Here is a 25,977-nt window from a genome sequence, read left to right on the forward strand (position 1 = left end):
GGGCTGATTGGGTTCAGGCACCCCTATTGGGTCCTATCTGGGCATCGCTTGTCTTGGGAACAAGGATGAGCTTGTTGTCCTCGACCCGCCAGCTTGCGAGTTGTGAGAGCAGGTTCATGCCAATCACGTTGGTTTCCACTTCGGTGTTCGGCGCGATGGCTACCGTCAGGCCATTCGCGTCGATCCCGCCGAAGCGCAGGGACGAGGCCGTGCCCTTGCGGGCGACGATAGGGCCGTTGGCGGTATCGAGCACCATGCCCTCATCGCCTTCGTCCGGCGCAAGGCCGGCGCGGGACGCGGTGTTCTGCGAGACGCCGGTATAGGTTGCGCCGGTATCGATCAGGAATTCGACCGGAGTGCCGTTCAGCTCCGCCTCAACCCAGAAATGCCCGTCCACCCGCATGGCGATGACCGTCTCGTCGCCTTCGACGCTCGCCGGGCGCGTCCGGTCGAGCCACATGGCCGCTTCGGAGCGGGTGTTGTGGCCTGCCAGTTCTGCGACGGTCAGCAGCAGCGCACCGATCAGCCCGAGGTAGGCGGTGTTGCGCAGCCCGTGGGCGAGGCGTGGGCGGTTCGCGGCCAGCATGCCGGCAAGCACTGCCAGAAGGATGGCGGCAATGGTAATCGCCAGCAGCGGCTGATCGAACAGGAAGCCGCCCAGCTCACCGAGGTTCACGCGTCGCGGCCTTCGAGCTCTTCGTCGAGAAGCGCGTGAACGCGGCTTTCACCGGGGAAGCCTTCGGCGATCCAGCGGTCCTCGATCCGGCGCAGGGTGCGCGCTACTTCCGGCCCGGCCCCGACGCCGCGCGCGACGATCTGGCCGCCCTTGAGCGGAAAGGCGGGGATATCCCAGTCCTGCAGCGCCGCCACGTCCGCCCCGGACAGCAGTAGGCGATCAAGCGCCGCGTCACGGCCTAGTCGGTAGGCGAGCGCGCGGCCGTCACCCGGCACATCCTCGCGTGCCGCGGCTGTCGCGAGGCGCTTCTTCTGTGCGCCGGAAAGGCGGAAGCGCGCCGCGACCTGTTCGGCCAGCGACACTTGCGCGGGCAGGAGCGCGGCGAGGCGGCGCAGCGCGTCGGGCGCGATGCCTTGCGCCTGTTCGCAGGCGATCAGGGCCCTGAGCGCTTCTGGATCGGCTTCGGGCAGGATCACCGCCAGCACGCCAAGCTCGGCCATGCGCTGCACGGTGGGGGCCGGATCGGGCAGGCCCAGCAGGTTCATCGTTTCCATGCCCACGCGTTCGCGCGAGAGGCCCTTGAGCGTTGCCGAGAGTTCCTTGCACGCACTTTCGGCTTCTTCATCAGCGGGTTGCGAGCCAAACCTGGCCTGAAACCGGAAGTATCGCAGAATGCGCAAGTGATCCTCGCGGATGCGCTGGCGGGCATCGCCGATAAAGCGCACATGGCGCTTTTCGAGGTCTGCCGTGCCGCCGAAGTAGTCGAAGATCTCGCCGCTGTGCGGATCGGCATAGAGCGCATTGATCGTGAAGTCGCGCCGGGCCGCGTCCTCGCGCCAATCGCTGGCGAACGCCACTGTGGCGCGGCGACCGTCGGTGCTGACGTCATGGCGCAGCGTGGTTATCTCCACCGGTCCGCCGGGCAGCACGGCCGTAATCGTGCCGTGCTCGATGCCGGTTGGCACGTTGCGAATGTCTGCCGCATCGAGCCGCGCGATGACTTCGGGCGGGTGCAGGACAGTCGCCATGTCGATGTCCTTCACAGCAAAGCCCAGCAGCGTGTCGCGCACTGCACCGCCGACGAAGCGGGCGTTGTCCTTGCCGAGCGCCGCCGTGAGGTCGGCGATGTCCGCGCGGTGCATCCAGGGGGCGTCCAAAGTGTCCATCATTTCCAGATCCCGGTCATCTTGAGATTGTCGACGGGTGCCTGTGCGCGGCGCGAGAACGTCCTTCGACAGGCTCAGAACGGGCGGACTGCGCGATAAGATCAAGATTCATGCCACTCGAGCCTGCCTGCAAGATTGTGGAGAATGGCGCCGGTGACGCCCCAGATAACGTGGTCCTGCCGCTGGTCGGACCAGACGATCTCGATGAAGGAATGCTGGCGTCCTTCCCAATCGATCGTGCGCGTCATCTGGTTGGCGCGGTCGAGCACGAAGTCGACGGGCGCTTCGAACCACTGTGCGACTTCGGCGGGGTTGGGATGGATATCGAGATCGGGCGGGACAACGCCGATGACCGGCGTAATCTCATAGCCGCTGCCGGTGCGATAGCGGTCGCTGGTGCCGATCACGCGCACGTCCCCGGGATCGATGCCGAGTTCCTCGTTCGCCTCGCGCAGGGCTGCCTGCACCGGGGTTTCGCCCGGATCGATGCGGCCGCCGGGAAAGGCGATCTGGCCGGGGTGGGCGCGCATGTTCGAAGGGCGGTGGAGCAGCAGCATGCCCGGCCGTTCGCGCTCGGTCATGGCGATGAGAACGGCGGCGGGCTTGAAGCTGTCGATCTCGTGGATGCGCGGGTCGATCCACAAGGCCGGCGGCGCCTTGGCGTGGCCGGCCTCGTACCGGCGGGAGACGTCTTCGAACAGGCCGCTCATGCCGGCTGGAGCGGAAAGCGGACGCCCTGGCTGATCACCGACAGGGCGCCGCCGGCCAATGCGATTTCGGCAAGCTGGGTGTAGGTGCTGCGGTTGAGGCGGGCTTCGGTGCCGTTGCGCACACCGAGATAGATCGCGGGGGTGTCCGGATCGCCCTCGGTGCGGATCGGATGCTCGGGGCCGGCGATGACCAGATCATCTGTATTCAGACGGAAGGCGAGAGCGTCGCCGTCCTGCTTGACGTCGATGGCGATGAAGGCGGCGTCCTCGACCTCGATCGACAGCTTCTGCATCGGCGTGACCAGCCAGTGCTGACCTTGCTCGTCGCGCGTCAGCAGCGAGGCGAAGGCGCGGACCATGGCCGGGCGCTTGATCAGGCTGCCCTGATGGAACCAGCGGCCGTCCGCGGCAATGCGCATCTCGCTGTCGCCGGTGTTCTCAGGCGACCACTGCGAGACCGGCGGGAGTTTGCGCGCGGCGACGAGTTCGGCCACTTCGGCGAGCGACAGTCCGGCGAGTTCGGGTGGCGGTTCGTAAGGCATCGTTCCGCGATGCCAGATAGGGCGGCGCGCGCCAAGTTCCAGTGCGGCGGTTTACCCCAGCCAGGGGCCGAGCATGCCCTTTGGCGGAAGCACGGCCGGATTCTCGCAGCGCACCAGCAGGCGGTTGGCGTCGAACGGGCCGGGCAGATCCCATCCACGCGTGTACTCGTTGGTAAAGCCCCAGAAGCGGCCGTAGTATTCGGGATCGCCGATCATCACCTGCGGCAGCGGCGCGCGGGAATCGAGGCACGAGAGGCTCGCCGACATCAGCGCCTTGCCGTAACCTTCGCCCTGCCGATCGGGCAGGACGGCGACCGGGCCGACCATGATCAGCGGGTGCGCGCGGCCTGTCTCGTCGGTCAGCGCCACCGGCCAGCACTGGATCGTGCCGACCAGCATCTCCTGCGCGTCGAGCGCCGCGAAGCTGAGCGCGGGCAGCCAGTCGACGCCGTCGCGCACCTTGTAGGCGGTGCGCTGGCGTCGTTCCGGCTCGAAGGCATGGTCAAGCAACTGCTCGACGAGAGCAGGATCGACATTGTCGAGCGGGATGATGGTGGCTGTATCGATCATCGGGCGCGCCGATAGGATCGCCGCGCGGCTTTGTCGATTCAATTCGCCGTTTTCTTCGGTACCAGCTTGAGCAGATGGCCGCTGCCCGGAGCCGGTCCATCCTCGAGCAGCCAGATCGCGCCGTCCGGTCCCTGATCGATCTCGCGGATGCGATTGTCGAGCGGATAGCGCGCCTCTTCGATGCCCTTGCTGCCGTCGATGCTTACACGAACGAGGCCGGGAACCGAGAAGGAAGCGATAAGCGCCTGGTCCTTCCACGCCGGGAATTCGCTGCCGGTGTAGAAGATGAAGTCGCCCGGTGCGATCACCGGGTTCCAGCTGATGGCCGGGGCGGCGAGGTCGGGGCGGGTAGAGTGGCGCGCGATCGGGCGGCCGTCGTAATGGTCGCCATCGGACACGAGCGGCCAGCCGTAGTTCTTGCCGGGCTCTAAGAGGTTGATTTCGTCGCCGCCTGCCGGGCCATGTTCAAGGTCCCACAACCGGCCGTCGGGCGAGAAGGCGAGGCCGAGCACGTTGCGGTGCCCGTAGGACCAGATCTGGTCCGAAGGCGAACCCTTGTCGGCGAAGGGATTGCCTGGTGCGGGCGTACCATCGGGTAGCAGGCGGACAACAGTGCCGAGCGTGTTGGAAAGGTCTTGCGCCGGCTCCTGCTTCTGCCGTTCGCCCGAACTGATAAACAGGAACTGCCCATCGGGCGAGAAGGTCAGGCGGTGCGAATAGTGGCCGCGTCCGGTGACCTTGGGCTGCTGACGCCAGATCACCTTGAGATCTTCAAGTCTGCAATCCATCTGCGCGCTGCACACGAGGTTGGCCTTGCCGACGGCCGCGCCGCGGGTGTTGCCGGAGCCGGCTTCGGCCCAGCTGAGATAGACGGTGCGGCGGTCGAAGGTGGGGCTTGTCTGTCCGGGGGCAAAGATGAAATCGCCGAGGCCGCCCTGGCCGCCGTAATCGACCTCGGGCACGCCGGCGATCGTGCCGATCTTGCCGTCGGGGGTGCGGTAGCGCATCGTGCCGTCTTGCTCGGTGACGACGAGAACACCGGTGGCCTTGTCGAAGTCCATCGCCCAGGGCTCGTCGAAGCTGGCAACGGTTTCGACTGTGAACGGGGTTTCTTCCGGGCTGGTGGCCGGTGGATTTTCCCCGGTTGCCGCGTCCCCGCAACTTGCGACGAAGACGCTGAGAGTTGATACGAGGGGGAGGAAGGATCGCAGTTTCATGTCAGTCACAACGCTTGTTTCCCGGTCTGGTGCCATGCGCCCCGGCGGTCTGGTGATCGGCGTCGATGAAGCCGGTCGTGGACCGCTGGCAGGGCCGGTTGTGGCGGGTGCCGTTGTCCTGTGCAAGCCGCGACCGGCAGGGCTCGACGATTCCAAGAAACTTTCGAAAGCGAAGCGGGCGGGTCTCGAAGAAACGATCAAGCGGCGCTGCCGCTGGGCGGTCGGCGTGGTCGATGTCGAGGAGATCGACCGGATCAATATCTTCGGCGCGACGATGCTGGCGATGACGCGTGCGGTCGCCGCCTTGTGCGGCGAGCTCGGCGAAGAGCCACTCGAGGTTCTCGTCGACGGCAACATGACCCCGCATGGCAGGGTGCCGGACTGGTGCTGGCAGGCCCGGGCCATTGTCGGCGGCGATGCGCTGGAGCCGTGTATTTCGGCCGCCTCGATTGTTGCCAAGGAGCATCGCGACCGCATGATGCGGGAACTGGCGGCGGCCCATCCCCATTATGGGTGGGAGCGCAACGCCGGCTACGGCACGGCGGAGCATCTCGCGGCGCTGCGCACGCACGGGCCTACGCCGCATCATCGGCGCAGCTTCGCGCCGGTTGCGCAGTTGGACATGTTCGCCTGACGTCAGGGCGGCACAAACGGGGCAGGAGCTGACAGAATGGCAAAGGGTTTCAAGGCGAAGGACGTGGCCGCGCAGGCGGGAAAGTGTTTCCTCGTCACGGGCGCCAATACCGGTCTCGGTTTTGAAACGTCCAAGGTTCTGGCCGCCAAAGGCGCGCGCGTCCTCATGGCCTGCCGCAACGAGGACAAGGCGCGCAAGGCCATGGAGCGCATCCGCATGGCGGTGCCGGGCGCGAACCTGTCCTACGTCCATCTCGATCAGGCCGACATCGGTTCGGTCCATGATTGCGCACACCGGGTCATCGCCGACGAGCCGCGGCTCGATGTGCTGGTCAACAATGCTGGTGTCATGTTCCCGCCGCTGGAGCGCACCGCGCAGGGGCATGAGCTGCAATTCGGGGTCAATCACCTTGCACCGTTCGCGCTGACCGGGCTGCTGCTGCCCAAGCTGGCCGAGGTACCCGGATCGCGCGTGGTCATCACGTCCAGCCTTGCGCACAAGGGGGGCAATATCGACTGGGACGATCTGGATGCGCACAAGAGCTACAAGCGCACGCAGCGCTATTCGGACAGCAAGCTGATGAATCTGCTGCATCTGCTGGAGCTCGACCGGCGGCTCAAGGCGGCAGGCTCGGCGGTCACCGCCTATGCCTGCCACCCGGGGTTCGCCAAGACCGACCTCGACCGGCACAGCGGCTTCTTTCGGGTGTTCTTCCCGCTTGCCGGCGTGATCTTCAACAGCGCTGCGCAAGGCGCCTGGCCGACGCTTCAGGCCGCCACCGCGCCGGACGCCGTGCCGGGCGAGTTCTACGGCCCGCAGCGTCTCGGGGGTGCCTCCGGGCCTTCGGGGATTTCCAAGCGCACCGACATGGCGCGCGATCCCGAACTCGCGCAGCGGCTGTGGACGATCTCCGAGCAGATGACGGGCGTGCGTTACCCGCTCGACTAGCTTCGGCTGCCGAAGGCCTGATCGCGCATCGTTTCGATGAAGCTCTTGCCGAAGGCCTCGGTTTCGTCGGGCGTCGGTGCGTGTTCCGCGTCGTGCGGCACTGCGGCCAGCCATTCCTTTTCGGTGTTCACTCGGGGGTAGGGCACGTCGGGAACGTCGACGCCGAGAAAGTCGCATAGCGGGCCCCAGCCGGCTCCCACGGGCAGAACCAGCAGCCGCTCTGTGGACAAGGTCTCGATGATCTCCTCGTTCCGGTTCGCGAAATACTCCGTCATGAAAGCGCGGTCGTGCATGCGGTCTCCGAAGTCGCGCGTCACCGTGCCGCGGATGAAGGTACCGACGGGTTCGACCTCGAAGCTGGCGAGATGGCCGGGGCTGAAAATCGTCTCGCTCACGGAATTGAACCAGGAGTCCGGATCGCGGGTGGTGAGGATCACCTTGGCTTCGGGGAAGTGGTCCGCGAGTTCGCGCCAGTAGTTGCAGGCGGGGTTATCGGTGGTCGATGTGTAGCCGTCGAAGATTGTGTCCCAGTCGGGCTTTCCGGCGACGACATCGAGCCAGAGCGGGAGATTGCGACGCGCGCCGGCGAGCAGTTCCGACATGTGATAGCAGGGCCCAAAACCGAGATGCTCGAGTGCCAGCTTGAGCGACATGGTTCCCGTGCGGCCAAGACCGGCGCCAATGACTTTGAGCGTCAATGCAATTCCCCCGCGAGCTGTTTCGGCGGCAAGCAGACCCAGACCTGCGCACAGTGGCATAACTATTTTCAACACTGAGTCCTGACGGCCACCCCGCAAGATGTTGAGTCCCTCCAGAGTGCGGAGACTCGATATCTTGTGCCGGATTCGTTTTGTTCCGCCTGCCGGTATGCAGGAATCGCAAGGATTTCCGGCGAGTCGCGACTTGACGTAGACTCAACAAAGACTCACCATGGGGTCAATCTACAGATTTTGAACGGGCTTTCAGCGGGGCAGATATGGGTCAGGTACTGGTCAAGGAACGCATTCGCGCGCGGGCGCCTGCGCCTACTCCGAAAGAGCTTCTGCCGCTGGGGCAGATCATTCCCGGCGACTGCGTCGAAGCGATGCGCACCATCCCCGATGCCAGCGTGGACATGGTCTTCGCCGATCCGCCGTATAACCTGCAGCTCGGCGGTGACCTCTCGCGCCCGGACGGCAGTCACGTCGATGCCGTGACCGACGACTGGGACAAGTTTTCCAGCTTTGCCGTCTACGACCAGTTTACCCGCGACTGGCTCACCGAAGCGCGCCGCGTGCTGAAACCGAACGGCTCGCTGTGGGTGATCGGATCGTACCACAACATCTTCCGTCTCGGCGCGATCATGCAGGACATGGGGTTCTGGATCCTCAACGACATCGTCTGGCGCAAGGCTAATCCGATGCCGAACTTCAAGGGCACGCGTTTCACCAATGCGCATGAAACCCTGATCTGGGCCTCGATGGGCGAGAAGTCGAGGTACACCTTCAACTATCGCGCGATGAAGACGCTCAACGATGAGCTGCAGATGCGCTCCGACTGGGTGCTGCCGATCTGTGCCGGGCAGGAACGCCTCAAGAAGGACGGGCGCAAGGTCCACCCCACGCAGAAGCCCGAAGCGCTGCTCTACCGCGTGATGCTGGCGACGACCAACAAGGGCGACGTCGTGCTCGATCCTTTCTTCGGTACCGGCACAACCGGCGCCGTTGCCAAGCGTCTCGGCCGCGAGTGGATCGGTTGCGAGCGCGAAGGGGGCTATCGCGAAGCGGCGATGGAGCGCATCGAACTGGCGCTGCCGCTCGATGAAAGCGCGCTCAAGACCATGCAGTCCAAGCGCACCGCGCCCAAGGTGGCGTTCGGTACGCTGGTGGAAACCGGCTGGATCGCGCCGGGAACGCAGCTCGTCGGCAAGAAGGGCAAGTTCACAGCGACCGTGCGGGCCGACGGTTCGCTGGTCTCAGGCGATGCGAACGGCTCGATCCATGGGCTCGGCGCGCAATTGCAGGGGGCTCCGTCCTGCAATGGCTGGACCTTCTGGAACCTCGAACACGAAGGCGAGGTCAAGCCGATCGACGCCATTCGCCAGCTCTACCTGCTGGCCACGGAACCCTGATCACGCCGACAATAGGGTTCGGGGGAGTGGGCGACGATGCGAAGACAATGTCTTTAGCGGGCCGTCCGTTCATGCCCCGGCGCTGTCACTCCCGGCGCGGCAGTATCTATGGCGGCTCGTGCACAATTTTCTTCGGGTCTTTGCGCCGGTGCCGCAACCGTCTTAAGGCCCGGTTCTGATCCTCGCGCCTGACGGACAAGCGACCATGACCCGATCCCTCTACCTTCGCCCCATCGCTCTCGCCGAGAGCCCGCAGAGCGAGGAGGGCGAAGTCGTCCGGCTTGGCGGGACGCTGGTCTGGGCCAGCCGCTTTGCCGTGATCGTTCGGGAAAACGGCAAGGTCGTCTCGCGCGGACGCTATTCGGTCGAGCAAATGCCTGCGGCGCTTGCGGCGCTTCCGGCGGACCTCGGTGCGGAAGGCGCGGCGCAGTGGGCAAACCTGCGCAAGGTCCATGCACCGCTGAACCTCGCGCTCAAGGGCGGGGGGACGCGCACGATCCGGCTGGAGCAGCCGCAGGTCATGGGCATCCTCAACATGACGCCCGACAGTTTCTCCGACGGCGGCGAATTCCTCGACGATCCGCAGATAGCCCGCGATCATGCCTCGGCCATGCTGGAAGCCGGTGCGGCGATGATCGACGTGGGGGGCGAATCCACGCGGCCCGGTGCCGGTGCGGTCTGGGAAGGCGACGAAATCAAGCGCGTCGTGCCGATGGTGGAGCAGCTTGCCGCCATGGGCGCCGCGATCAGCGTCGATACGCGCCGGCCCGCGGTGATGGATGCGAGCCTTCAGGCCGGTGCGCACGTGATCAACGATGTTTCGGCCCTGCGCTATGACCCGCGCAGCCTCGAACTCGCGGCTTCGAGCGGGGCGCCTGTTGTGCTGATGCATGCCCCCGGCAAGGCCGACGATCTCCATTCGAACGGCGACTACGCCGATGTCGTGCTCGACGTGTTCGACTGGCTGGCCGCGCGCCGTGACGAGATTGTCGCCGGCGGTGTAGCGCCTGAAAACATCCTGCTCGATCCGGGCATCGGCTTCGGCAAGTCCGTGGCCGAGAATCTGGCACTGCTCAACGCGCTGCCGCTGTTTCATGCGCTCGGCCAGCCGCTGCTGGTCGGCGCCAGCCGCAAGCGCATGATCGGCGCGCTGTCCAATGAAGCGCAGCCGCACGAGCGGCTCGGTGGATCGATCATGCTGGCGGTCAAGGCCGTGGAGGCTGGTGCGCATATCTTGCGCGTGCACGACGTGCCGGAAACGGTCCAGGCGGCGCGAGTCTGGCGCGGCCTTCGCGATGCGGCACTGACGGATTTTTCCCAGCTCACCGATTGAGACTGAGGCTTTCTAAACGTCCGATGAACCGCAGGTTTCTGCGGCATGAACGGCACTACGCCTTTGTGTCACGCAGTGATCGCAACCCGCATATCGCCGTCTTTGCAGGGCATTTCGTCTCTGGGCCGGGATGAAAAGCCGCGCCTTGCTCGTTGCTCCATTCAACCGCGGACAAAGGGTCGTTCGCGCTTAGCAGAAGGGAGTGAAACCCATGAAGCATATCCCGTTCTTTCGCACTGCCGCCGCCGTCCTCGTTGCGGCGCCCACCGTTGCCATGGCCGCCCTGCCGATGCTGTACGAAGAGCAGATGGCGCGTCAGGAAGAATCGCGCATCATACAGTCGCCCATCGGGGGTATCGAAAACAGCAAGTGGTACGACTACCACATCAACCTCACCGAAACGCAGAAGGAACTGGCGAGCGACCTCAAGCGCTCGACGGATCTGGAGGATACGCGCGATGCCTGGAGCGAATATACCCACGAGCTGAAGGACAATCGCCACGACTACGTGAAGGCCATGGCCAAGAAGGGCTATCGCGTTCCGGAAGTCTATTTCGAGAACTGATCGTCCGGCGGGCTAGAGGCTGTAGCCTCCGTCGCTGACGAGCACCGTACCGGTCACGTTCCACGCGGCGTCGGAAAGCAGAAAACCGATCTGGCCCGCCATTTCATCGGCGCTGGCGAAACGGCCGAGGGGTGTCGAGTCCTCCGCCAGTTTCTCCAGCGCCGCCTCGCGGCTGCCGAGATCGTCGACCATCTGCTGGAAGTGCGTATTCTTGGTCCAGATCGGCGTGTCGACACGGCCGGGCGCAACGGCATTGATGCGGATGCCGTGCGCGGCATGTTCGGCCGCGGCGATGCGCGCGAGATGCGCGACGGCGGCCTTGCTCGATCCGTAGGCGGCAGTCATCGCCACAGGCTTGATGCCGGCGACCGAACTTGTCAGCACCGCGCTTCTGCCGACGGTGTTTCCGCTCTTCGTCATCAGCCGCATGGCGGTGCGCAGCGAGAGAAACATGCCGTCGAGATTCACGGACTGAATGCGGCGCCAGTCCGCGTATTCGAGCGAGACGATCGGACAGCCATCGGCAACCCCGGCATTGAGCAGAGCGTGATCGATGCACGTTTCGCTAACCTCGATCTCTGTCCAAAGCTCTTCGTCGGCGACATCGCCGGAAACACAGCGGACCGACGCGCGCAGATCGAGAGCTTCCAGGCCCGGCCCGTCGCAATCCACCAGAATGAGGCGCTCGATCCCTCTGGCATCGAGCCAGTGCGCCACCGCAGCACCGATGCCCGATGCCGCGCCCGTGATGAGAGCGGTACGACCTGCGAATTCTGTCGTGGTCGTCACGTCAGGCAACCTCCACGCGCAGCCGCTCGATCCGGGTGGTCTTGAGCTTCCAGCCATCGCCCTTGTTCTCGTAGGTTTCGTGATAGCGGCCCCATCCGGTCAGGCGTTCGAACGGCCCTCCCGGCGGCAGGAAGAAGCGGTCGGTAAAGCACCAGATGCCGCTTGCCTGTGTTGCGCTTGCGACGGTGATGTCCGGATCGTTGCCCTGATGCACGGTGACGATTTTCGGGCCGATGGGATTGGGGCTGTCGGGCCAGTTCTCCCCTCCCTTCAGCACCATGTTCATGGCGGGCATGTGATCGACGCCTGTTACCGGATCGGTGCAGCAGCCCATGTAGTCCAACTCGCAATCCTCTGCGAGGACCGAGCGGACAAGCGCCGCGTCGCCGTTGTCAACGCCGCGCCAGTAGCGCGCCTTGAGCTGCTTGATATCCTCGATGGCGGCGAGCCGCTCGCAGATGTCCATGAAGTTTCCTCTCCCTTTGCGGGAGGAAACTTGGACGGCTCACGCGGCGTTGTCGATGCCCAGTTCGGAAAGCTTGCGGTAGAGAGTTGACCGGCCGATGCCCAGGCGGCGGGCGACCTCGGTCATGCGACCGCGATAGAGGCCGATGGCGAGACGGATGACGTCCGCCTCGATTTCTTCCAGTGGCCGCAGGTTGCCATCGGCGGTGTAGAGCATGACGCCCGAGCTTTCGTGCATCGGGTTGCTGGCGACTGTGGGCGAACCTGTGCCAAGGATGTTGAGAAGCTGTGGAAAATCTTCCGACGTGAGGGCATCGCCATCGCAGAACACGGCTGCGCGGAAGAGTACGGCCTGAAGCTGGCGAACGTTGCCGGGCCAGTCGTAGGCGGCGAGCAGTGACAGCGCGCCGTCGGTAATCCCCAGCTCGCGCAGGCCCGGCTGTTCGCCGATGCGGGCCAGAAAGAAGCGGGTTAGGGCGGGAATGTCGCCCGTGCGTTCGCGCAGCGCCGGCAGCAGAACTTGTGTGTGCGAGAGAACGTCGAGCAGTTCGGGCAGGAAGTGGCCCTGCGTCGCCATGTCTTTCAGCGGGATGTTGCTTGCGGCGATCAGGCGCACATCGATCTTGAAGGAATAGGGTGCGCCGATCGGGCGCACGTCGCTCTTGCGAAGCGATTCGAGCAGGCGCTCCTGTACCGAGAGCGGAAGGCGGTCGATCTCGTCGAGCGCGAGGGTTGCGCCATCGCAATGCTGCAGCGCGCCGATCTGGCGATCGAAAGCGCCGGGGAAGGCGCCCTTTTCGTGGCCGAAGAGGACCGATTCGATGGAGTTGGCGGGAAGGCCGCTGATGTTGACGATGCGTAGCGGCATCTTCACGCGCGGGCTGGCGGCATGCATGGCCCGGATCAGCATTTCCTTGCCGGTGCCGCTTTCGCCTTCGATCAGGACGGGATTGTGACCGCGTGCGGCCTTGGCGGCGACGGCCAGTGCCTTGCGGAAGTTGGGCGAGGCCCCGATCATCGATTCGAAATCGGGGTTGGAGGGCATCTTCTCGGTGAGCGGCGCCAGCTCGTCCCGCGGTGCTTCGCGGGTCGTCGCGGAGCGCAGGGCATGCATCAGCCTGTCGGGAGCGACCGGTTTCACGAGATAATCGGTGGCGCCGGCGCGCATGGCCTCCACCGCCAGCAGCGGTGATGTGCTCGTCGTGAACATGAGAATGGGCAAGGCGGGGCGACGCGATTTGAGTTCCGCGATCAGTGAGCAGGCGTCTTCGCCCGGAACCCACTGGTCGAGGATGATGGCGGAAAGCTGCATGCCTTGCCGGGTGCCCAGCGTGGCAATCGCTGTTTCGGCATCGCGAACGATCACCGTGCGCCAGCCTTCCCGCGCCGCGAGGGCGGAAATAAGGCGGCTTTGTGCCGGCTCGTCGTCGATGAGCATGAGAAGGCGTTGATCCATGTCCGCCATTATACTGCCGCTGCTCTCAGCCTCCTCGGGATGGGAAAACCGGGATAGACCAATCGGGTAAAGACGGACTTAAGCCTGAAGTGCGGATGCGCGTGGACTGCGGCTTCGCACTTGAGCGCGCGCGCGGCCCCGGCTAGAGCAGTCGCATTTGATGGACCTCAAGGGGAATAGAGTTCATGGCTTCGGGCAACGATATCAAGGCAGCGCAGGCGACCTACAACAGCTTTATCAAGGCCGCGACGTGGGGCACCGGCATCTGCATCGCGATTACCGCGTTCGTTGTCATGCTGATCTCGTCCTGATCGGAATCGTGAATTGACGGCACCACAAGGCCAGCGGATCGCGGTCCTCAAGGAGCGCGCTTCGGGTGAGACACGCGTTTCGGCAACGCCTGAAACGGTGAAGAAACTGGCCGCGCTCGGCGCTTCGATCGCCGTCGAAAGCGGTGCCGGCATCACAGCCAGCATTTCAGACGAAGCGTACCGCGCCGCCGGGGCCGAAGTGGGCCCGGTGGAAACGGTCGTGTCCGGTGCGGACATCGTGCTGGGCGTGCAGGGTGTCGACCCGGCGCTGCTGGGCGCGGTCAAGCCCGGCGCCTGGGTGATCGGCATTCTCGATCCCTTCGGGCAACGCGAGCGTATCCACGCTTATGCTTCGGCGGGGCTGGAAGCGCTGGCCATGGAATTCATGCCGCGCATCACGCGCGCGCAGTCGATGGACGTCCTGTCCAGCCAGTCCAACCTTGCCGGTTACAAGGCGGTGATCGAAGCGGCCAACCTGTACGGCCGTGCCTTCCCGATGATGATGACGGCGGCAGGCACGATCAGCGCCGCCAAGTGCTTCGTCATGGGGGTGGGCGTCGCCGGTCTGCAGGCCATCGCAACGGCCAGGCGCCTCGGTGCGCAGGTTTCGGCCACCGACGTGCGCTCGGCCACGAAGGAACAGATCCTGTCGCTGGGCGCCAAGCCGATCTTCGTCGAGAATGTCGAGGGCATCGAAGGCGAAGGCTCGGGTGGCTACGCTACCGAAATGAGCGAGGAGTACCAGAAGGCGCAGGCCGAACTGGTGTCCAGCCATATCGCCAAGCAGGATATCGTCATTACCACCGCGCTGATCCCCGGCCTTGCCGCACCGCGTCTCGTCACCGACGCCCAGATCGCGTCGATGAAGGCCGGCAGCGTGATATTCGACCTCGCGGCGCCGCAGGGCGGCAATGTCGAGGGTACCGTGCCCGATCAGGTGGTCGAAAAGCACGGCGTGAAGATCGTCGGCTTTTCGAACACGCCCGCGCATCTCCCGGCCGATGCCTCGGCCCTCTATGCGCGCAACCTGTTCAACTTCCTTTCCGCCTTCTGGGACAAGGAGCAGGGCAAGCCCGTGCTCGACGAGGAAATCGGGGATGCCGTTCGCCTGACGCAGGGCGGCAAGATCGTGAGCGAGAGGCTGCAGAGGGCGTAACATGGACTTCATCTCGATCCTGTCGATCTTCGTCCTGGCCTGCTGCGTGGGCTACTACGTGGTCTGGTCGGTCACCCCGGCGCTGCACACGCCGCTGATGGCGGTTACCAATGCGATCTCCTCGGTGATCGTCGTCGGCGCGCTTATTGCGGCGGCCGCAGCGGGCGTGCCGGGTGCGAAATGGCTTGGCCTTGGGGCTGTGGTGCTGGCGAGCGTCAACATCTTCGGCGGCTTCGCCGTTACCGAGCGTATGTTGGCGATGTACAAGAAGAAAGACAAACCCGGCGCCGGGAAGGCCGGCAAGTGATGGAAGCGCACGCGGTCAATCCCTGGGTCGCCGTCGCGTACCTCATCGCCGGCGTCTGCTTCATTCTTGCATTGCGGGGCCTGTCCTCGCCGGCGACCAGCCGTTCGGGCAATCGCTACGGCATGATCGGCATGACCATAGCGGTCCTGACGACGCTGCTGACGCATGTACCGGTTCTGGGACCGCCCGATCCCGATTTGCTGGTTGAGATATGGGTGTTCGATAAGGTCACCATCGTCGAGATACTCGCCGCCATTGCCATCGGTGCGATCATCGGCCTGACGACCGCGCGACGCATCGCGATGACGGCGATGCCGCAGCTCGTGGCCGCATTCCACTCGCTGGTCGGTCTGGCGGCTGTGCTGGTCGGCCTTGCCGCCTGGCTCAATCCCGGCGCTTTCGGCATTCTTGACGACGCCGGGCAGATATTCCTGCCGAGCCGCATCGAGATGTCGCTGGGTATCGCTATTGGCGCGATCACCTTCTCCGGTTCGGTGATCGCTTTTCTCAAGCTCAATGGTAACATGAGCGGTGCGCCGATCCTGCTTCCCGCGCGCCATGTCATCAACTTCGGCGTGCTGGCGGCGATCATCGGGCTGATCGGTGCGTACGTGCTGAGCGATGCCGGCGGGCCGGGCGAGGGACTGCTGATCGTCTGGATCACGCTTGCGGCATTTGCCGTCGGCTTTCTGCTGATCATTCCGATCGGCGGCGCGGACATGCCGGTGGTCGTCTCGATGCTTAACAGCTACTCGGGCTGGGCGGCGGCGGCCATGGGCTTCACGCTGCACAACACGGCGATGATCATCACCGGCGCGCTCGTGGGCTCTTCGGGCGCGATCCTCTCGTACATCATGTGCAAGGCGATGAACCGCTCCTTCATCTCGGTGATCGCGGGCGGCTTTGGCGCCGATGCTGGCGGTGCGGGCGAGGGCGGAGCCAAGGAACAGCGGCCGTGGAAGCGCGGTTCGGCAGAGGATGCGGCCTTCCTGATGAAGGAAGCCGAGAACGTCATCATCATTCCGGGTTATGGCATGGCCGTAGCCCAGGCACAGCACGCCCTGCGCGAGATGACCGACCTGCTCAAGGAGCATGGCGTCAACGTGAAGTTCGCGATCCACCCGGTCGCGGGCCGCATGCCCGGGCACATGAACGTCCTCCTCGCCGAGGCCAGCGTGCCTTACGACGAGGTCTTCGAACTCGAGGACATCAACTCCGAGTTCGCGCAGGCCGACGTGGCCTTCATCATCGGCGCCAACGACGTGGTGAATCCGGCCGCGAAGACCGACAAGTCATCGCCGATCTACGGCATGCCCGTGTTCGACGTGGACAAGGCCAAGACCATCTTCTTCATCAAGCGTTCGATGGGTGGGCAGGGCTATGCGGGCGTCGACAACGACGTCTTCTACATGGATCAGACGATGATGCTCCTCTCCGACGCCAAGAAGATGGTCGAAGAGATCAACAAGTCCCTGACGGACTGAGGGCACCTGCATGTTTCGGCTGATCAAGCTGCTCCTGATCCTGATCGGGCTGGCCGCGGTGTTGTGGTTTGGCGCGAACCGCTATGCCGAATACCGGGTGCGCACATCCTTTGCCGAAGCGGGCATGAACGACAAGGCGGCGGCCTGCATGGGGCGCCGGCTCGTCAAGCGGCTGTCCTTCGTACAATTGCTCAAGCTTTGCGAGTTCGAGAAGGAAACGCGCACGGTGGGCGGTCTGGTGCGCGCGGTGCAGCGAATGGACGATCGCGAGATCGTGACCGTCACCACCAGTTCCGCGGCCTTGTGTTCCACCGGGCTTGCCCGCTAGGGGGACATCGTTCCCCCAACGCCGACGCGGGAAGACATTCGTTTTGACCCTGGCCTCCTACGCATCCGATCCGGCTCGCTCGCGCGGGCGTGAATTCGCACTCGAGAATGCTGTCGCGCGCGGTCCGCGCAGCGCCTATCAGCGTGACCGTGATCGCATCATCCATTCGATGTCGTTCCGCCGCCTGCGCTATAAGACGCAGGTCTTCGTCGCGCCCGACGGCGACCACTACCGCGTACGGCTGACGCACAGCCTTGAAGTGGCGCAGATCGCCCGCGTCATCGCTCGCATCCTCGGGCTCGATGAGGACCTGACCGAAGCACTGGCTCTGGCCCATGACATCGGTCACCCGCCGTTCGGCCATGCCGGCGAGGACGCGCTTGATGCAGCGCTGCACAAGGCGGGTGGGTTCGATCACAACGCCCATTGCCTGCGCACGCTGATGCGCCTCGACAGCCCCTATTGCGAGCACGACGGGCTCAACCTCACCTGGGAAATGCTCGAAGGGCTGGCCAAGCACAACGGCCCGGTGACCGAGCCGAACTGGGCGCTCGCCGAACTCGACGCGGCCTATTCGCTCGAGCTGGAAACGCACGCTTCGCTGGAGGCGCAAGTCGCGGCGCTCTCGGACGATATCGCTTACGACAACCATGATATCGACGACGGCTTGCGCGCGGGCTTCCTCGATATCGACGAACTGCTCGCGCATCCCTTCGTGGCCGATCACTGGGCCGAGGTGGAGCGGCGGTATCCGGGCGCTCCGCTCGACCGGCAACTCGCGGAACTGATCCGCAGCCAGATCGGCGTGATGGTCAACGATCTCGTGGCGCAGACGCAGGCCAATCTTGTCGGCGTCGGCAGTGTCGACGAGGTACGGGCCGCAGGCCGTGCGCTTGTCGCCTTCTCGCCTGAAATGGCCGAGGCCGAGCGTACGTTCAAACGCTTCATGTACGACAAGCTCTACTACCATCCCGAGCAGGTCGAGACGGCCCGGCGCGCGCGGGCAGTGCTGGCCGAACTCTATTCCGCCTATTCGCAGGAACCCGTCCTGATGGACGAAACCTGGATCGACACGCTGCCGCGCTTCGAGCCCGAGCGCAGCCGGCATATCGCCGACTACATTGCCGGCATGACCGATCGCTTCGCGCTCACCTGCCATGAGCATATCTACGGCCGCACGCCGCCCGGCCTGACCAATGTGTGATCGCGGCGACTGAGATGGCGAAAACCGGGGTGAGGATGTGCCTCGTCGGTGCGACGGGGCTGGTGGGAAGCACGCTCATGGCAGAGGCCGTCGGGCGGGACGACGTGCGTCTTGTCGGTGTGGGGCGGCGCGAGGCCGAGCTTCCCGCCGGTGCCCGCATGGAAATGCTGGTCGGCGAGCCGATCGACTGGCCGCAGCTCATCGCGGCGGCCCAAGCGGACGTGCTGGTCTGTGCGCTGGGAACCACCATCAAGACGGCGGGTAGCGAAGAGGCTTTCCGGGCCGTCGATCACGACCTTGTCCGCTTCAGCGCCGAAGCGGCCCGCGCGGCGGGGATCGAGCACATGATCGTGGTCTCGTCGGTCGGCGCCATGCGGGGCAGCAAGAACTTCTACCTCTCGGTAAAGGGTGAAACCGAGGAGGCACTAGGCAAGCTCGGTTTTCGCAGGCTCGATATTCTGCGCCCCGGAGTGCTGCGCGGGCACCGGCAGGAACGGCGCCCGCTTGAACGACTGGCGCAGATCTTCGCGCCGATTTTAGACTTCCTCGTGCTGCACGGTAAGTACCGGTGTTACCGGTCTATTTCCGCTGCCAAGGTGGCGCAGGCGATCATGGCACTTTCGCACGAGAAGGCCCGCGGCCGGTTCGTGCATGACTACGATGCCATGCTCCGCGCCGTGCGTCGGGGCGGGGATTAATGCTGCGCTGCACATCGGCGGCGTTGACACATGGGCATGTGTCGTCAAATCTAGGTCATCGCTGAAACGCGCGGGAGAGACCTCCCGATTCGGCTCGCTTGTACAAGTGGCCGGTTCGGAAGGCGCCGAAGGAGCAACCGCCCCGGAATCTCTCAGGCAAAAGGACCGCGCGGGTCGATAGCGCAACTCTGGAAAGCGTCGCCGCCTCAGGGCAGTGGCCGCCGACGGTGTAACCCTGTTTTGTCCAACGCAAGGCAAACGGGGGAAGCTCTCAGGTTTCCGTGACAGAGGGGGCACCGGATGGTGTGCCATGCTTTGTGCGGAGTCGTGTCTTGAGCGAATACCCTACCAACGATGATGATCAGGCCGAGGATATCGGACCGATGCTGTTGCCGCTCGATGCCTGGCATCGCGAAAAGGGCGGGCGGATGGTCGAATTCGCCGGCTACATGATGCCCGTGCAGTATGAGGGCATCATGGCCGAGCACCTCTGGACCCGCGAGAGTGCCGGCCTGTTCGACGTCAGCCACATGGGTCAGATCTACCTGACCGGCGGGGACCTCGAGGCCGCAGTGGAAGCCGCGCTGCCGATCGATCTCTCGACGCTGAAGACCGGATCGGTACGTTATTCGCTGCTGCTCGACGAAAATGGCGGGATTCTCGACGATCTCATGGTCACGCGCTGGGAGACGGGGTTCTACCTCGTCGTCAACGGCGCGACCAAGTGGGACGATATCGGCACGCTGCGCGAACTGCTGCCCGATGAAGTGACGCTCAACCACCTCGATGAAAACGCGCTGCTGGCGCTGCAGGGCCCCAAGGCTTTTGCCGCTCTGGAACGCCATGTCGGAGGCGAGACGCCGTTGTCCGCGCTGACCTTCATGAAGGGCGCCAGCTTCAAGCTGGGCGGTGTCGATGTCTGGATCAGCCGCTCCGGCTACACCGGCGAGGATGGCTTCGAGATTTCCATCCCCGGCGAATCCGCTGCGCAGATCGCCGAACTGCTGTGCGGCGAACCGGAAGTGAAGCCGATCGGTCTGGGCGCGCGCGACAGCCTGCGCCTGGAGGCGGGCCTGCCGCTCTATGGCCATGACATGACCCCGGAGGCCGATCCTGTCAGCGCCGGTCTCGTGTTTGGCATCAACAAGCGTCGTCGCAGCGAAGGTGGCTTCCCCGGCGCCGCGCACGTACAGGACGTGCTCGCGGAGGGGCCGGCCCGCAAGCGCATTGGCCTCACGCTCGAAGGCCGCATGGCCGCGCGCGAAGGCGCCAAGGTTTTCTCGGGTGATCAGGAAGTTGGCGTAGTGACTTCAGGCGGATTCTCGCCCTCGCTGCAGCATCCCATCGCCATGGCCTATGTCGATGCCGCTCACGCGGCCGACGGCTCCGCGCTTGAGATCGAGATGCGCGGCAAGCGCCTTCCGGCCACAGCCGCGCCCATGCCTTTCGTACCCCATCGCTACTATCGCTGAGGAGCAGCACCCATGACCCGCTACTTTACCGAAGACCACGAGTGGATCGAAGTCGAAGGCGACCTCGGCACCGTCGGCATCACTGATTACGCGCAGGGCCAGCTCGGCGACATCACCTTCGTCGAACTGCCCGAGACCGGCGCAAGCGTAACCAAGGGCGATTCCGTGTCGGTGGTGGATTCGGTCAAGGCCGCATCCGATGTCTACACGCCGGTGTCGGGCACTATTGCGGAAGCCAACGACGCGCTCGCCGATGAGCCCGAACTGGTGAACACCGACGCCGAAGTCGGTGGATGGCTGTTCCGCGTCACGCTGTCCAACGCCTCGGAGCTCGAGAGCCTGATGGATGCGGACGCCTACAAGGCATACGTCGAAAGCCTCTGATTTCCATGGAGTAACGCCACTTGCGCTACCTTCCCCTGACTTCCGCCGACCGCGCCGAAATGCTGGAAAGCATCGGTGCGGCCAGCGTCGATGACCTCTTCGTCGACGTTCCCGCCCAGGCCCGGCTGCCCGGTCCGATCGAAGGCCTTCCCGCCCATGCCAGCGAAATGGCAGTGGAACGTCACATGTCCGCGCTCGCTGCGAAGAACGTGAGTGCCGGATCGGCCCCGTTCTTCCTCGGCGCCGGGGCCTATCGCCACCATGTGCCGGCATCGGTCGACCATCTGATCCAGCGCGGCGAGTTCCTGACAGCCTACACGCCGTACCAGCCGGAAATCGCGCAAGGAACGCTGCAGGTGCTCTTCGAGTTCCAGACGCAGGTCGCGCGGCTGTTCGGGACCGATATCGCCAATGCCTCGATGTACGACGGCTCGACCGCGTGCTGGGAAGCGATCCTCATGGCGGCGCGTGTCACCCGCAAGGGCAAGGCAGTGCTGTCGAGCGGTCTGCACCCGCACTACGGCGAAGTCGTGCGCACGATGGCGAAGTTCACCAAGGATGAGATCGTCTCGCTCAACACCGAACTGACGGCAGAGCCTGACGACGCTGCGGTGATCGCGCAGATCGACGACAAGACCTCGTGCGTGGTGGTGCAGTACCCCGACGTGCTGGGCCGCATTCCCGATCTTTCGGCCATTGCCGAAGCCGCCCATGCCAAAGGTGCGCTGCTTGTGGCTGTCGTCACCGAGCCGGTGGCGCTCGGCCTGATCGAGGCACCGGGTAATCTCGGCGCCGACATCGTCGTGGGTGAAGGTCAGTCGCTCGGCGTCGGCCTCCAGTTCGGCGGGCCGTACCTGGGCCTGTTCGGCTGCCGCGAGAAGTTCGTGCGGCAGATGCCCGGCCGTCTCTGCGGCCAGACCGTCGATGCCGACGGCAAGCGCGGTTTCGTACTGACGCTCTCGACCCGAGAGCAGCACATCCGCCGCGAGAAGGCGACTAGCAATATCTGCACCAATTCAGGCCTTTGCGCACTGGCTTTCAGCATTCACCTGACCCTGCTGGGCGGCGAGGGGCTGGCGAAGCTGGCGGCAGTCAATCACGCGCGCGCGCAGGCCATGATCGAGCGTCTGGGCCGCATTCCGGGCGTGGAAGTGCTGAACGAGGCCTACTTCAACGAGGCCACGCTGGTGCTGCCGCGCGACGCGCGTGAGGTCGTGCGCGAACTGGCGGAGCGCGGCGTGCTCGGCGGTGTCTCGCTCGGCCGCCTGTTCCCCGTCGCCGACGGACTCCACAAGGGGCTGCTGGTCGCGGCGACCGAGACCACGACGGCGGAAGACATCGAGACCTTCGCCACGCAATTGGAAGAGCTTCTGGTGGGAGTGCCGGCATGAACGCAGTGAATGCATCGGGCTGGCGCCCTTCGATGGGCGAGGCCGGACAGGCAGGCGTTCCTGCCACCTCAAGCGGTGATTACGGTCTCATGCTCGAGGAACCGCTGAGCTTCGAACTCGGCGCCGATGGCAAGTGCGGTGTCGATATCGAGGACGCCGATCGCGCACCGATGGGTGGGCTTTCGAAGTTCCTGCGCAAGCAGATGCCCGACCTCCCGGGGCTTACCGAGCCTGAAACGGTCCGCCACTACACGCGTCTCTCGCGTCAGAACTACGCGATCGATCTTGGGCCGTTTCCGCTCGGGTCGTGCACGATGAAGCACAATCCGCGCCTCAACGAGAAGATGGCGCGTCTGCCGGGCTTTGCCGACGTGCACCCGTTGCAGCCAGTCTCGACTGTGCCCGGCGCGCTGGAAGTGATCAACGAGCTGGCGTTCTGGCTGATCGACCTCACCGGCATGCACGGCGTGGCGATGAGCCCCAAGGCCGGTGCACACGGCGAGCTTTGCGGTCTGCTCTGCATCCGCGCGGCGCTCGATGCCCGCGGTGAGGAACGCCACATCATCCTGGTGCCCGAAAGCGCGCATGGCACCAATCCTGCCACGGCGGCCTTTGCCGGCTTCACGGTGCGCTCGATCCCGGCGACGCCGGAGGGGCGCGTCGACCTCGAGGCGCTCAAGGCCAGCCTGGGGCCTGACGTAGCGGGGGTTATGATCACCAACCCCAATACCTGCGGCCTGTTCGAGCCTGACATGAAGGCGATTTCCGATGCCGTCCACGAGGCGGGCGGGTACGTCTACTGCGACGGTGCGAACTTCAATGCCATCGTCGGCAAGGTGCGTCCGGGCGACCTCGGCATCGATGCCATGCACATCAACCTGCACAAGACCTTCTCGACGCCGCATGGCGGTGGCGGGCCGGGCTCGGGTCCGGTGGTGCTCTCCGAAGCGCTAGCGCCCTTTGGTCCGCTGCCGTTCACGGCGCGCACGGCGGATGGCGTGGTTCACCTCGTCGAGGAAGAGAATGCCTCCGAATTCGACCACACGCAGTCGTTCGGTCGGATGGTCGCCTTTCACGGCCAGATGGGCATGTTCACGCGCGCACTGACCTACATCCTCAGCCACGGCGCGGATGGTCTGCGGCAGGTTGCCGAGGACGCGGTGCTCAACGCCAACTACGTGCTGCGCATGTGCGAGGATGTACTGCCCGCGCCGTTCGCCAAGAGCGGCCCGTGCATGCACGAGGCGCTGTTCAGCGAAGCGGGGCTGGCCGAGGGCTTCTCCACGCTCGACATCGCCAAGGGGCTGATAGACGAGGGCTTCCACCCGATGACGGTCTACTTCCCGCTGGTGGTGAAGGGCGCGATGCTTGTCGAGCCGACCGAGACCGAGAGCAAGGCCGGGCTCGACCGCTTCATCGCCTCGCTGCGCAGTCTCGCCGAGCGGGCCAAGGCCGGCGATGAAAGCCTCCATTCCGCCCCGCACTTCGCGCCGCGCCGCCGGCTCGATGAAACGCAGGCCGCGCGCAAGCCGGTGCTCGTCTGGCAGGGCTGATCGTGATAACGGCTGCTCCCTGAACGAGAGAGGGCAGGGGGCAGCCGACATCATGATAATTGCGCACTTGCAGCAGGAACCGGCGCTGTGACGCGCCTGTTCGAGCGGATTACCGGGTTTTTCGCCTTGTGGACGGTGCTGGGCGTATCGCTGGCGTGGTTCGTCCCCGAGACATTTCTGTGGGTAGCCGATGGACGGTTCAGACCGTTCGGGCAGCCGCTGATCAGCGTCATGCTGGGCGTGATCATGCTCGGCATGGGCATTACCCTCAGCTTCGATGATTTCCGGCGGGTTCTTGCGCTGCCGCGGCAGGTGCTGGCGGGTGTCGCCCTGCAATTCACGGTGATGCCGCTGGCCGGGTTCGCCTCGGCCTGGACCTTCGGGCTGGAGCCCGGGCTGGCGGTCGGCCTGATCCTCGTCGCCTGCTGTCCGGGCGGGACGGCATCGAACGTGATCAGCTATCTTGCGAAAGCCAACGTGGCTTTGTCGGTAACGATGACGATGGCTTCCACACTGGTGGCCATCGCTATGACGCCGGTGCTGACCGGATGGCTCGCCGGCGTGTTCATTGAGATCGACCGGTGGAACCTGTTTCGCGAGATGGTCGCTGTCGTGCTGCTGCCCGTAGTCGTCGGTGTGCTGATGAACCGCTATCTGCCGCAGGCGACGCGCAAGATCACAGTCGTCTCGCCCTTCATTTCGGTGCTTTTCGTGGTGCTGATCGTGGCGGGCATCATCGCACGCTCGAAACCGCTGATTGAGGAACACGCCGGCATTCTGCTGCTCGCTGTTTTCGCGCTGCACCTGACGGGTTTCGGCCTGGGTTATCTGGTCAGCTGCATACTGTGCCTGAGCGAAGCCTCGGCGCGGACGATCAGCATCGAAGTGGGCATGCAGAACAGCGGGCTGGGCGCCAGCCTAGCCTCGAGCCCCGTCTTCGCGCGACAATTTGGCTCGACGATGCAAGCCGCATTGGCGCCTGTGCCAGCGGCTATCTCCGCAGTAATGCACGTTCTGATAGGAAGCTTGTTGGCTTCGATCTGGAACCGGTCGAACGCCGCCGATCCGGAAGCCTAGATCAGGTTGCCTTGTCGACGCTGTTTGCTGCCGATTCCAGGTCCTGGCCGACGCCGCGAACCGTGTTGCAGGCTGCGCTGCCCATCACGAGGCCGCCGGCAATGAAGAGAAGAACGAATTTCCGAACCATCGCTTTATTCCCAAGTGGATGGCCAGAGCATAGGCGAAGGCCGGAGCAATGGGAAGCGGCCGCAATCGCGCCGCGACGCCATGCCCCGGCCGTCCGCTCAATTGATGGCGTCGTCTCCGGCCTGACCGACGGACTCGATGTCCTCGCCGGCACCCTTGACCGTGTTGCAGGCCGAGGCGGAGAATACGATGCCGCCCGCGACCAGGGCAAAAACCAGTTTCTTGACCATGTTTTGTGTTCCTTCTTCCGCGCGGCCGGGGGACCGCTCGCGGGAAGGCAACTCACGGTGACCGTTCAGGTTCCCGTTCGGGATCGCGCGAAGTGTCGTCGGCCATCTCCTCGATCGCTCCGACATCCATGGACGAAGTGGGGGAAATCCGCCGGGACAGGTTGCGTTCGCGCCAGGTGATGATCAGGCCTGCGGCAATGATCAGCGGTGCGCCGAGCGCAGTGGTGAAGGGCGGGAAGCTGTCCCATATCAGCCAGCCGTAGCCGGTCGCCCAGATCAGCGAGGTATAGTCCATGACGACGACCGTCGCGACCGGGCCGAAACGCAGCGCGGCGGTGATCAGAAACTGGGCGAAGGTGCCGGTCACTGCAATGGCCATTAGCATCAGCCATTCGGTCGATCCATGCTGTCCGGCATAGACGGGCATCAGCATGGCAGTGAGCAGCGCGCCGTAGACCGCGAACCAGAAGACGCAGGTTATCGGCGCTTCGGTGCGGGCGAGGTCGCGGATCTGGAAGCTGACCGCGGCGACGATCACCCCCGCGCCAAGCCCCGCGGCGATGCCGAGCGGCGCGACGGGGGCGTCGCCGGGCTGCGCGATCACCAGAACGCCCGCGAAGCCGAGCGCAACGGCGGTCCAGCGCCATTTGCCCACCTTGTCGCGCAGGATCAAAGCCGTGATCAGCACGGCGAATAGCGGCGATGTGAAGCCCAGCGTCGTCGCTTCCGGCAGCGGCAGCAGTGTGGCCGCGCCAACGTTGCAGCACAGCCCGGCCGTGCCGGTCGTCGCACGCATGGCATGGCTGCCCATGCGACTCGTCGCGAGCAGGCCGAGATTGCCGGTTGCGAGCAGCCATCCGAGGATCATCGGCACGCTCATGGCCTGCCGCCAGAAGATCAGCTCCGGCAGCGATACGCCGCGTTCGCTGGCGACCTTCATCAGCATGAACATCGTGGACAGCATGACCATCGCCGCCAGCCGGAGCGCGATTGCGAACAGCGGGCGGTCCTGGGAGGAGGAGCGTGCAGCGGAAGTCACGGCGGGGCTTTAACTCTCCGGTGCGCGCAGGCA

The 25,977-nt window shown here is 64.8% G+C and carries 30 protein-coding genes and 2 riboswitches; of the genes, 17 read left to right on the forward strand and 13 right to left on the reverse strand.

Annotated features, from left to right (window positions below):
- Positions 1-13: 13 nt before the first annotated feature.
- The 6 genes from IEX64_RS08580 to IEX64_RS08605 form a co-directional block, all read right to left on the reverse strand.
- Entirely contained in the window at positions 14-676 is a 663-nt protein-coding gene (locus IEX64_RS08580; RefSeq protein WP_188819249.1) for a retropepsin-like aspartic protease family protein, read from the reverse strand.
- A complete protein-coding gene (locus IEX64_RS08585) occupies positions 673-1,845 on the reverse strand; it encodes a CCA tRNA nucleotidyltransferase (protein WP_188819250.1) in 1,173 nt (390 codons plus the stop codon). Before IEX64_RS08585 ends, IEX64_RS08580 begins: the two co-directional genes overlap by 4 nt.
- A 98-nt stretch (positions 1,846-1,943) precedes the next feature.
- Positions 1,944-2,552: a CoA pyrophosphatase gene (locus IEX64_RS08590; protein ID WP_188819251.1), complete on the reverse strand. Its 609-nt coding sequence runs from the start codon at positions 2,550-2,552 to the stop codon at positions 1,944-1,946.
- Positions 2,549-3,094 carry a DUF1285 domain-containing protein gene (locus tag IEX64_RS08595; RefSeq protein WP_188819252.1) on the reverse strand — a complete coding sequence of 182 codons (546 nt, stop codon included), beginning with the start codon at positions 3,092-3,094 and terminating at the stop codon, positions 2,549-2,551. The genes IEX64_RS08590 and IEX64_RS08595 overlap by 4 nt, the downstream gene beginning before the upstream one ends.
- Positions 3,095-3,145: 51 nt before the next feature.
- Positions 3,146-3,664, reverse strand: coding sequence for a GNAT family N-acetyltransferase (locus tag IEX64_RS08600; RefSeq protein ID WP_188819253.1), 519 nt, complete (start codon positions 3,662-3,664; stop codon positions 3,146-3,148).
- A 38-nt stretch (positions 3,665-3,702) separates the two neighbouring features.
- Positions 3,703-4,881, reverse strand: coding sequence for a PQQ-dependent sugar dehydrogenase (locus tag IEX64_RS08605; protein WP_188819434.1), 1,179 nt, complete (start codon positions 4,879-4,881; stop codon positions 3,703-3,705).
- Here IEX64_RS08605 and rnhB point away from each other — a divergent pair.
- Both rnhB and IEX64_RS08615 read left to right on the forward strand, forming a co-directional pair.
- Positions 4,880-5,515 carry a ribonuclease HII gene (gene rnhB, locus IEX64_RS08610; protein ID WP_229710158.1) on the forward strand — a complete coding sequence of 212 codons (636 nt, stop codon included), beginning with the start codon at positions 4,880-4,882 and terminating at the stop codon, positions 5,513-5,515. The two genes, IEX64_RS08605 and rnhB, sit on opposite strands and share 2 nt — an antisense overlap.
- 36 nt (positions 5,516-5,551) lie before the next feature.
- On the forward strand, positions 5,552-6,463 hold the full coding sequence (locus IEX64_RS08615; protein WP_188819254.1) for an oxidoreductase: 912 nt from the start codon (positions 5,552-5,554) through the stop codon (positions 6,461-6,463).
- Here the strand turns inward: IEX64_RS08615 and IEX64_RS08620 are convergent.
- Positions 6,460-7,161, reverse strand: coding sequence for a sulfotransferase family protein (locus tag IEX64_RS08620; protein ID WP_188819255.1), 702 nt, complete (start codon positions 7,159-7,161; stop codon positions 6,460-6,462). The genes IEX64_RS08615 and IEX64_RS08620 overlap by 4 nt on opposite strands.
- Before the next feature lie 278 nt (positions 7,162-7,439).
- Between IEX64_RS08620 and IEX64_RS08625 the strand changes: the two genes are divergently transcribed.
- From IEX64_RS08625 to IEX64_RS08635, 3 genes are all read left to right on the forward strand, one after another.
- A complete protein-coding gene (locus IEX64_RS08625) occupies positions 7,440-8,573 on the forward strand; it encodes a site-specific DNA-methyltransferase (RefSeq protein ID WP_188819256.1) in 1,134 nt (377 codons plus the stop codon).
- A 205-nt stretch (positions 8,574-8,778) separates the two neighbouring features.
- Positions 8,779-9,906 carry a dihydropteroate synthase gene (folP, locus tag IEX64_RS08630; protein ID WP_188819257.1) on the forward strand — a complete coding sequence of 376 codons (1,128 nt, stop codon included), beginning with the start codon at positions 8,779-8,781 and terminating at the stop codon, positions 9,904-9,906.
- A gap of 211 nt (positions 9,907-10,117) precedes the next feature.
- Positions 10,118-10,471, forward strand: coding sequence for a hypothetical protein (locus tag IEX64_RS08635; protein WP_188819258.1), 354 nt, complete (start codon positions 10,118-10,120; stop codon positions 10,469-10,471).
- A gap of 12 nt (positions 10,472-10,483) precedes the next feature.
- Here the strand turns inward: IEX64_RS08635 and IEX64_RS08640 are convergent, their stop codons facing one another.
- The 3 genes from IEX64_RS08640 to IEX64_RS08650 are packed head-to-tail and all read right to left on the reverse strand — an operon-like array spanning position 10,484 to position 13,190.
- The gene (locus IEX64_RS08640; RefSeq protein WP_229710159.1) at positions 10,484-11,260 is read right to left on the reverse strand and encodes an SDR family NAD(P)-dependent oxidoreductase; all 777 of its coding nucleotides are present in this window, start codon (positions 11,258-11,260) and stop codon (positions 10,484-10,486) included.
- A 1-nt stretch (position 11,261) separates the two neighbouring features.
- Positions 11,262-11,726, reverse strand: coding sequence for a nuclear transport factor 2 family protein (locus IEX64_RS08645; protein WP_188819260.1), 465 nt, complete (start codon positions 11,724-11,726; stop codon positions 11,262-11,264).
- A 39-nt stretch (positions 11,727-11,765) separates the two neighbouring features.
- Entirely contained in the window at positions 11,766-13,190 is a 1,425-nt protein-coding gene (locus IEX64_RS08650) for a sigma-54-dependent transcriptional regulator (RefSeq protein ID WP_188819261.1), read from the reverse strand.
- A 176-nt stretch (positions 13,191-13,366) separates the two neighbouring features.
- Here IEX64_RS08650 and IEX64_RS08655 point away from each other — a divergent pair, with 176 nt between their 5' ends.
- The 12 genes from IEX64_RS08655 to IEX64_RS08710 all read left to right on the forward strand — a co-directional run bounded on the left by IEX64_RS08655 (position 13,367) and on the right by IEX64_RS08710 (position 24,546).
- The gene (locus tag IEX64_RS08655) at positions 13,367-13,492 is read left to right on the forward strand and encodes an aa3-type cytochrome c oxidase subunit IV (protein ID WP_188819262.1); all 126 of its coding nucleotides are present in this window, start codon (positions 13,367-13,369) and stop codon (positions 13,490-13,492) included.
- Positions 13,493-13,505: 13 nt separating this feature from the next.
- On the forward strand, positions 13,506-14,648 hold the full coding sequence (locus IEX64_RS08660; RefSeq protein WP_188819263.1) for an NAD(P) transhydrogenase subunit alpha: 1,143 nt from the start codon (positions 13,506-13,508) through the stop codon (positions 14,646-14,648).
- 1 nt (position 14,649) lies between these two features.
- Positions 14,650-14,955 carry an NAD(P) transhydrogenase subunit alpha part 2 gene (locus IEX64_RS08665; RefSeq protein ID WP_188819264.1) on the forward strand — a complete coding sequence of 102 codons (306 nt, stop codon included), beginning with the start codon at positions 14,650-14,652 and terminating at the stop codon, positions 14,953-14,955.
- On the forward strand, positions 14,955-16,439 hold the full coding sequence (locus IEX64_RS08670; protein ID WP_188819435.1) for an NAD(P)(+) transhydrogenase (Re/Si-specific) subunit beta: 1,485 nt from the start codon (positions 14,955-14,957) through the stop codon (positions 16,437-16,439). The genes IEX64_RS08665 and IEX64_RS08670 overlap by 1 nt, the downstream gene beginning before the upstream one ends.
- 10 nt (positions 16,440-16,449) lie before the next feature.
- Positions 16,450-16,767, forward strand: coding sequence for a hypothetical protein (locus IEX64_RS08675; RefSeq protein WP_188819265.1), 318 nt, complete (start codon positions 16,450-16,452; stop codon positions 16,765-16,767).
- Between the two features lie 43 nt (positions 16,768-16,810).
- On the forward strand, positions 16,811-17,971 hold the full coding sequence (locus IEX64_RS08680) for a deoxyguanosinetriphosphate triphosphohydrolase (RefSeq protein WP_188819266.1): 1,161 nt from the start codon (positions 16,811-16,813) through the stop codon (positions 17,969-17,971).
- 14 nt (positions 17,972-17,985) lie between these two features.
- Entirely contained in the window at positions 17,986-18,669 is a 684-nt protein-coding gene (locus IEX64_RS08685) for an NAD(P)H-binding protein (RefSeq protein ID WP_188819267.1), read from the forward strand.
- Between the two features lie 61 nt (positions 18,670-18,730).
- Positions 18,731-18,847: riboswitch (glycine riboswitch) on the forward strand.
- A riboswitch (glycine riboswitch) is annotated at positions 18,848-18,967 on the forward strand.
- Between the two features lie 85 nt (positions 18,968-19,052).
- A complete protein-coding gene (gene gcvT / locus IEX64_RS08690) occupies positions 19,053-20,141 on the forward strand; it encodes a glycine cleavage system aminomethyltransferase GcvT (RefSeq protein WP_188819436.1) in 1,089 nt (362 codons plus the stop codon).
- A gap of 12 nt (positions 20,142-20,153) precedes the next feature.
- Positions 20,154-20,525 (forward strand): glycine cleavage system protein GcvH, encoded by a 372-nt coding sequence (gene gcvH / locus IEX64_RS08695; protein ID WP_188819268.1) that lies wholly within the window; start codon positions 20,154-20,156, stop codon positions 20,523-20,525.
- A gap of 20 nt (positions 20,526-20,545) precedes the next feature.
- A complete protein-coding gene (gene gcvPA, locus IEX64_RS08700) occupies positions 20,546-21,916 on the forward strand; it encodes an aminomethyl-transferring glycine dehydrogenase subunit GcvPA (protein WP_188819269.1) in 1,371 nt (456 codons plus the stop codon).
- Entirely contained in the window at positions 21,913-23,469 is a 1,557-nt protein-coding gene (gene gcvPB, locus IEX64_RS08705; RefSeq protein WP_188819270.1) for an aminomethyl-transferring glycine dehydrogenase subunit GcvPB, read from the forward strand. The genes gcvPA and gcvPB overlap by 4 nt, the downstream gene beginning before the upstream one ends.
- Positions 23,470-23,556: 87 nt before the next feature.
- Complete coding sequence (locus IEX64_RS08710) at positions 23,557-24,546, forward strand: bile acid:sodium symporter family protein (protein ID WP_229710161.1); 990 nt, start codon at positions 23,557-23,559, stop codon at positions 24,544-24,546.
- 1 nt (position 24,547) lies between these two features.
- Here IEX64_RS08710 and IEX64_RS24620 read toward each other — a convergent pair whose 3' ends face one another.
- The 3 genes from IEX64_RS24620 to IEX64_RS08720 form a co-directional block, all read right to left on the reverse strand.
- A complete protein-coding gene (locus tag IEX64_RS24620; protein ID WP_268238447.1) occupies positions 24,548-24,676 on the reverse strand; it encodes a hypothetical protein in 129 nt (42 codons plus the stop codon).
- Between the two features lie 97 nt (positions 24,677-24,773).
- Positions 24,774-24,905, reverse strand: coding sequence for an entericidin A/B family lipoprotein (locus IEX64_RS08715; RefSeq protein WP_188819271.1), 132 nt, complete (start codon positions 24,903-24,905; stop codon positions 24,774-24,776).
- A gap of 52 nt (positions 24,906-24,957) precedes the next feature.
- Complete coding sequence (locus IEX64_RS08720; RefSeq protein ID WP_308422592.1) at positions 24,958-25,944, reverse strand: DMT family transporter; 987 nt, start codon at positions 25,942-25,944, stop codon at positions 24,958-24,960.
- Positions 25,945-25,977 lie beyond the last annotated feature (33 nt).

It is taken from the genome of Novosphingobium indicum (assembly GCF_014645195.1).
Taxonomy (GTDB): domain Bacteria; phylum Pseudomonadota; class Alphaproteobacteria; order Sphingomonadales; family Sphingomonadaceae; genus Novosphingobium; species Novosphingobium indicum.

Bases quoted from the DNA above. Each gene is read 5' to 3' on its own strand.
- IEX64_RS08585 (WP_188819250.1), bottom strand. From the start codon at position 1,845: ATGATGGACACTTTGGACGCCCCCTGGATGCACCGCGCGGACATCGCC.
- IEX64_RS08590 (WP_188819251.1), bottom strand. From the start codon at position 2,552: ATGAGCGGCCTGTTCGAAGACGTCTCCCGCCGGTACGAGGCCGGCCAC.
- IEX64_RS08595 (WP_188819252.1), bottom strand. From the start codon at position 3,094: ATGCCTTACGAACCGCCACCCGAACTCGCCGGACTGTCGCTCGCCGAA.
- IEX64_RS08600 (WP_188819253.1), bottom strand. From the start codon at position 3,664: ATGATCGATACAGCCACCATCATCCCGCTCGACAATGTCGATCCTGCT.
- rnhB (WP_229710158.1), top strand. From the start codon at position 4,880: ATGTCAGTCACAACGCTTGTTTCCCGGTCTGGTGCCATGCGCCCCGGC.
- IEX64_RS08605 (WP_188819434.1), bottom strand. From the start codon at position 4,881: ATGAAACTGCGATCCTTCCTCCCCCTCGTATCAACTCTCAGCGTCTTC.
- IEX64_RS08615 (WP_188819254.1), top strand. From the start codon at position 5,552: ATGGCAAAGGGTTTCAAGGCGAAGGACGTGGCCGCGCAGGCGGGAAAG.
- IEX64_RS08625 (WP_188819256.1), top strand. From the start codon at position 7,440: ATGGGTCAGGTACTGGTCAAGGAACGCATTCGCGCGCGGGCGCCTGCG.
- folP (WP_188819257.1), top strand. From the start codon at position 8,779: ATGACCCGATCCCTCTACCTTCGCCCCATCGCTCTCGCCGAGAGCCCG.
- IEX64_RS08635 (WP_188819258.1), top strand. From the start codon at position 10,118: ATGAAGCATATCCCGTTCTTTCGCACTGCCGCCGCCGTCCTCGTTGCG.
- IEX64_RS08645 (WP_188819260.1), bottom strand. From the start codon at position 11,726: ATGGACATCTGCGAGCGGCTCGCCGCCATCGAGGATATCAAGCAGCTC.
- IEX64_RS08650 (WP_188819261.1), bottom strand. From the start codon at position 13,190: ATGGCGGACATGGATCAACGCCTTCTCATGCTCATCGACGACGAGCCG.
- IEX64_RS08655 (WP_188819262.1), top strand. From the start codon at position 13,367: ATGGCTTCGGGCAACGATATCAAGGCAGCGCAGGCGACCTACAACAGC.
- IEX64_RS08665 (WP_188819264.1), top strand. From the start codon at position 14,650: ATGGACTTCATCTCGATCCTGTCGATCTTCGTCCTGGCCTGCTGCGTG.
- IEX64_RS08670 (WP_188819435.1), top strand. From the start codon at position 14,955: ATGGAAGCGCACGCGGTCAATCCCTGGGTCGCCGTCGCGTACCTCATC.
- IEX64_RS08675 (WP_188819265.1), top strand. From the start codon at position 16,450: ATGTTTCGGCTGATCAAGCTGCTCCTGATCCTGATCGGGCTGGCCGCG.
- IEX64_RS08685 (WP_188819267.1), top strand. From the start codon at position 17,986: ATGGCGAAAACCGGGGTGAGGATGTGCCTCGTCGGTGCGACGGGGCTG.
- gcvT (WP_188819436.1), top strand. From the start codon at position 19,053: ATGCTGTTGCCGCTCGATGCCTGGCATCGCGAAAAGGGCGGGCGGATG.
- gcvH (WP_188819268.1), top strand. From the start codon at position 20,154: ATGACCCGCTACTTTACCGAAGACCACGAGTGGATCGAAGTCGAAGGC.
- gcvPB (WP_188819270.1), top strand. From the start codon at position 21,913: ATGAACGCAGTGAATGCATCGGGCTGGCGCCCTTCGATGGGCGAGGCC.
- IEX64_RS24620 (WP_268238447.1), bottom strand. From the start codon at position 24,676: ATGGTTCGGAAATTCGTTCTTCTCTTCATTGCCGGCGGCCTCGTGATG.
- IEX64_RS08715 (WP_188819271.1), bottom strand. From the start codon at position 24,905: ATGGTCAAGAAACTGGTTTTTGCCCTGGTCGCGGGCGGCATCGTATTC.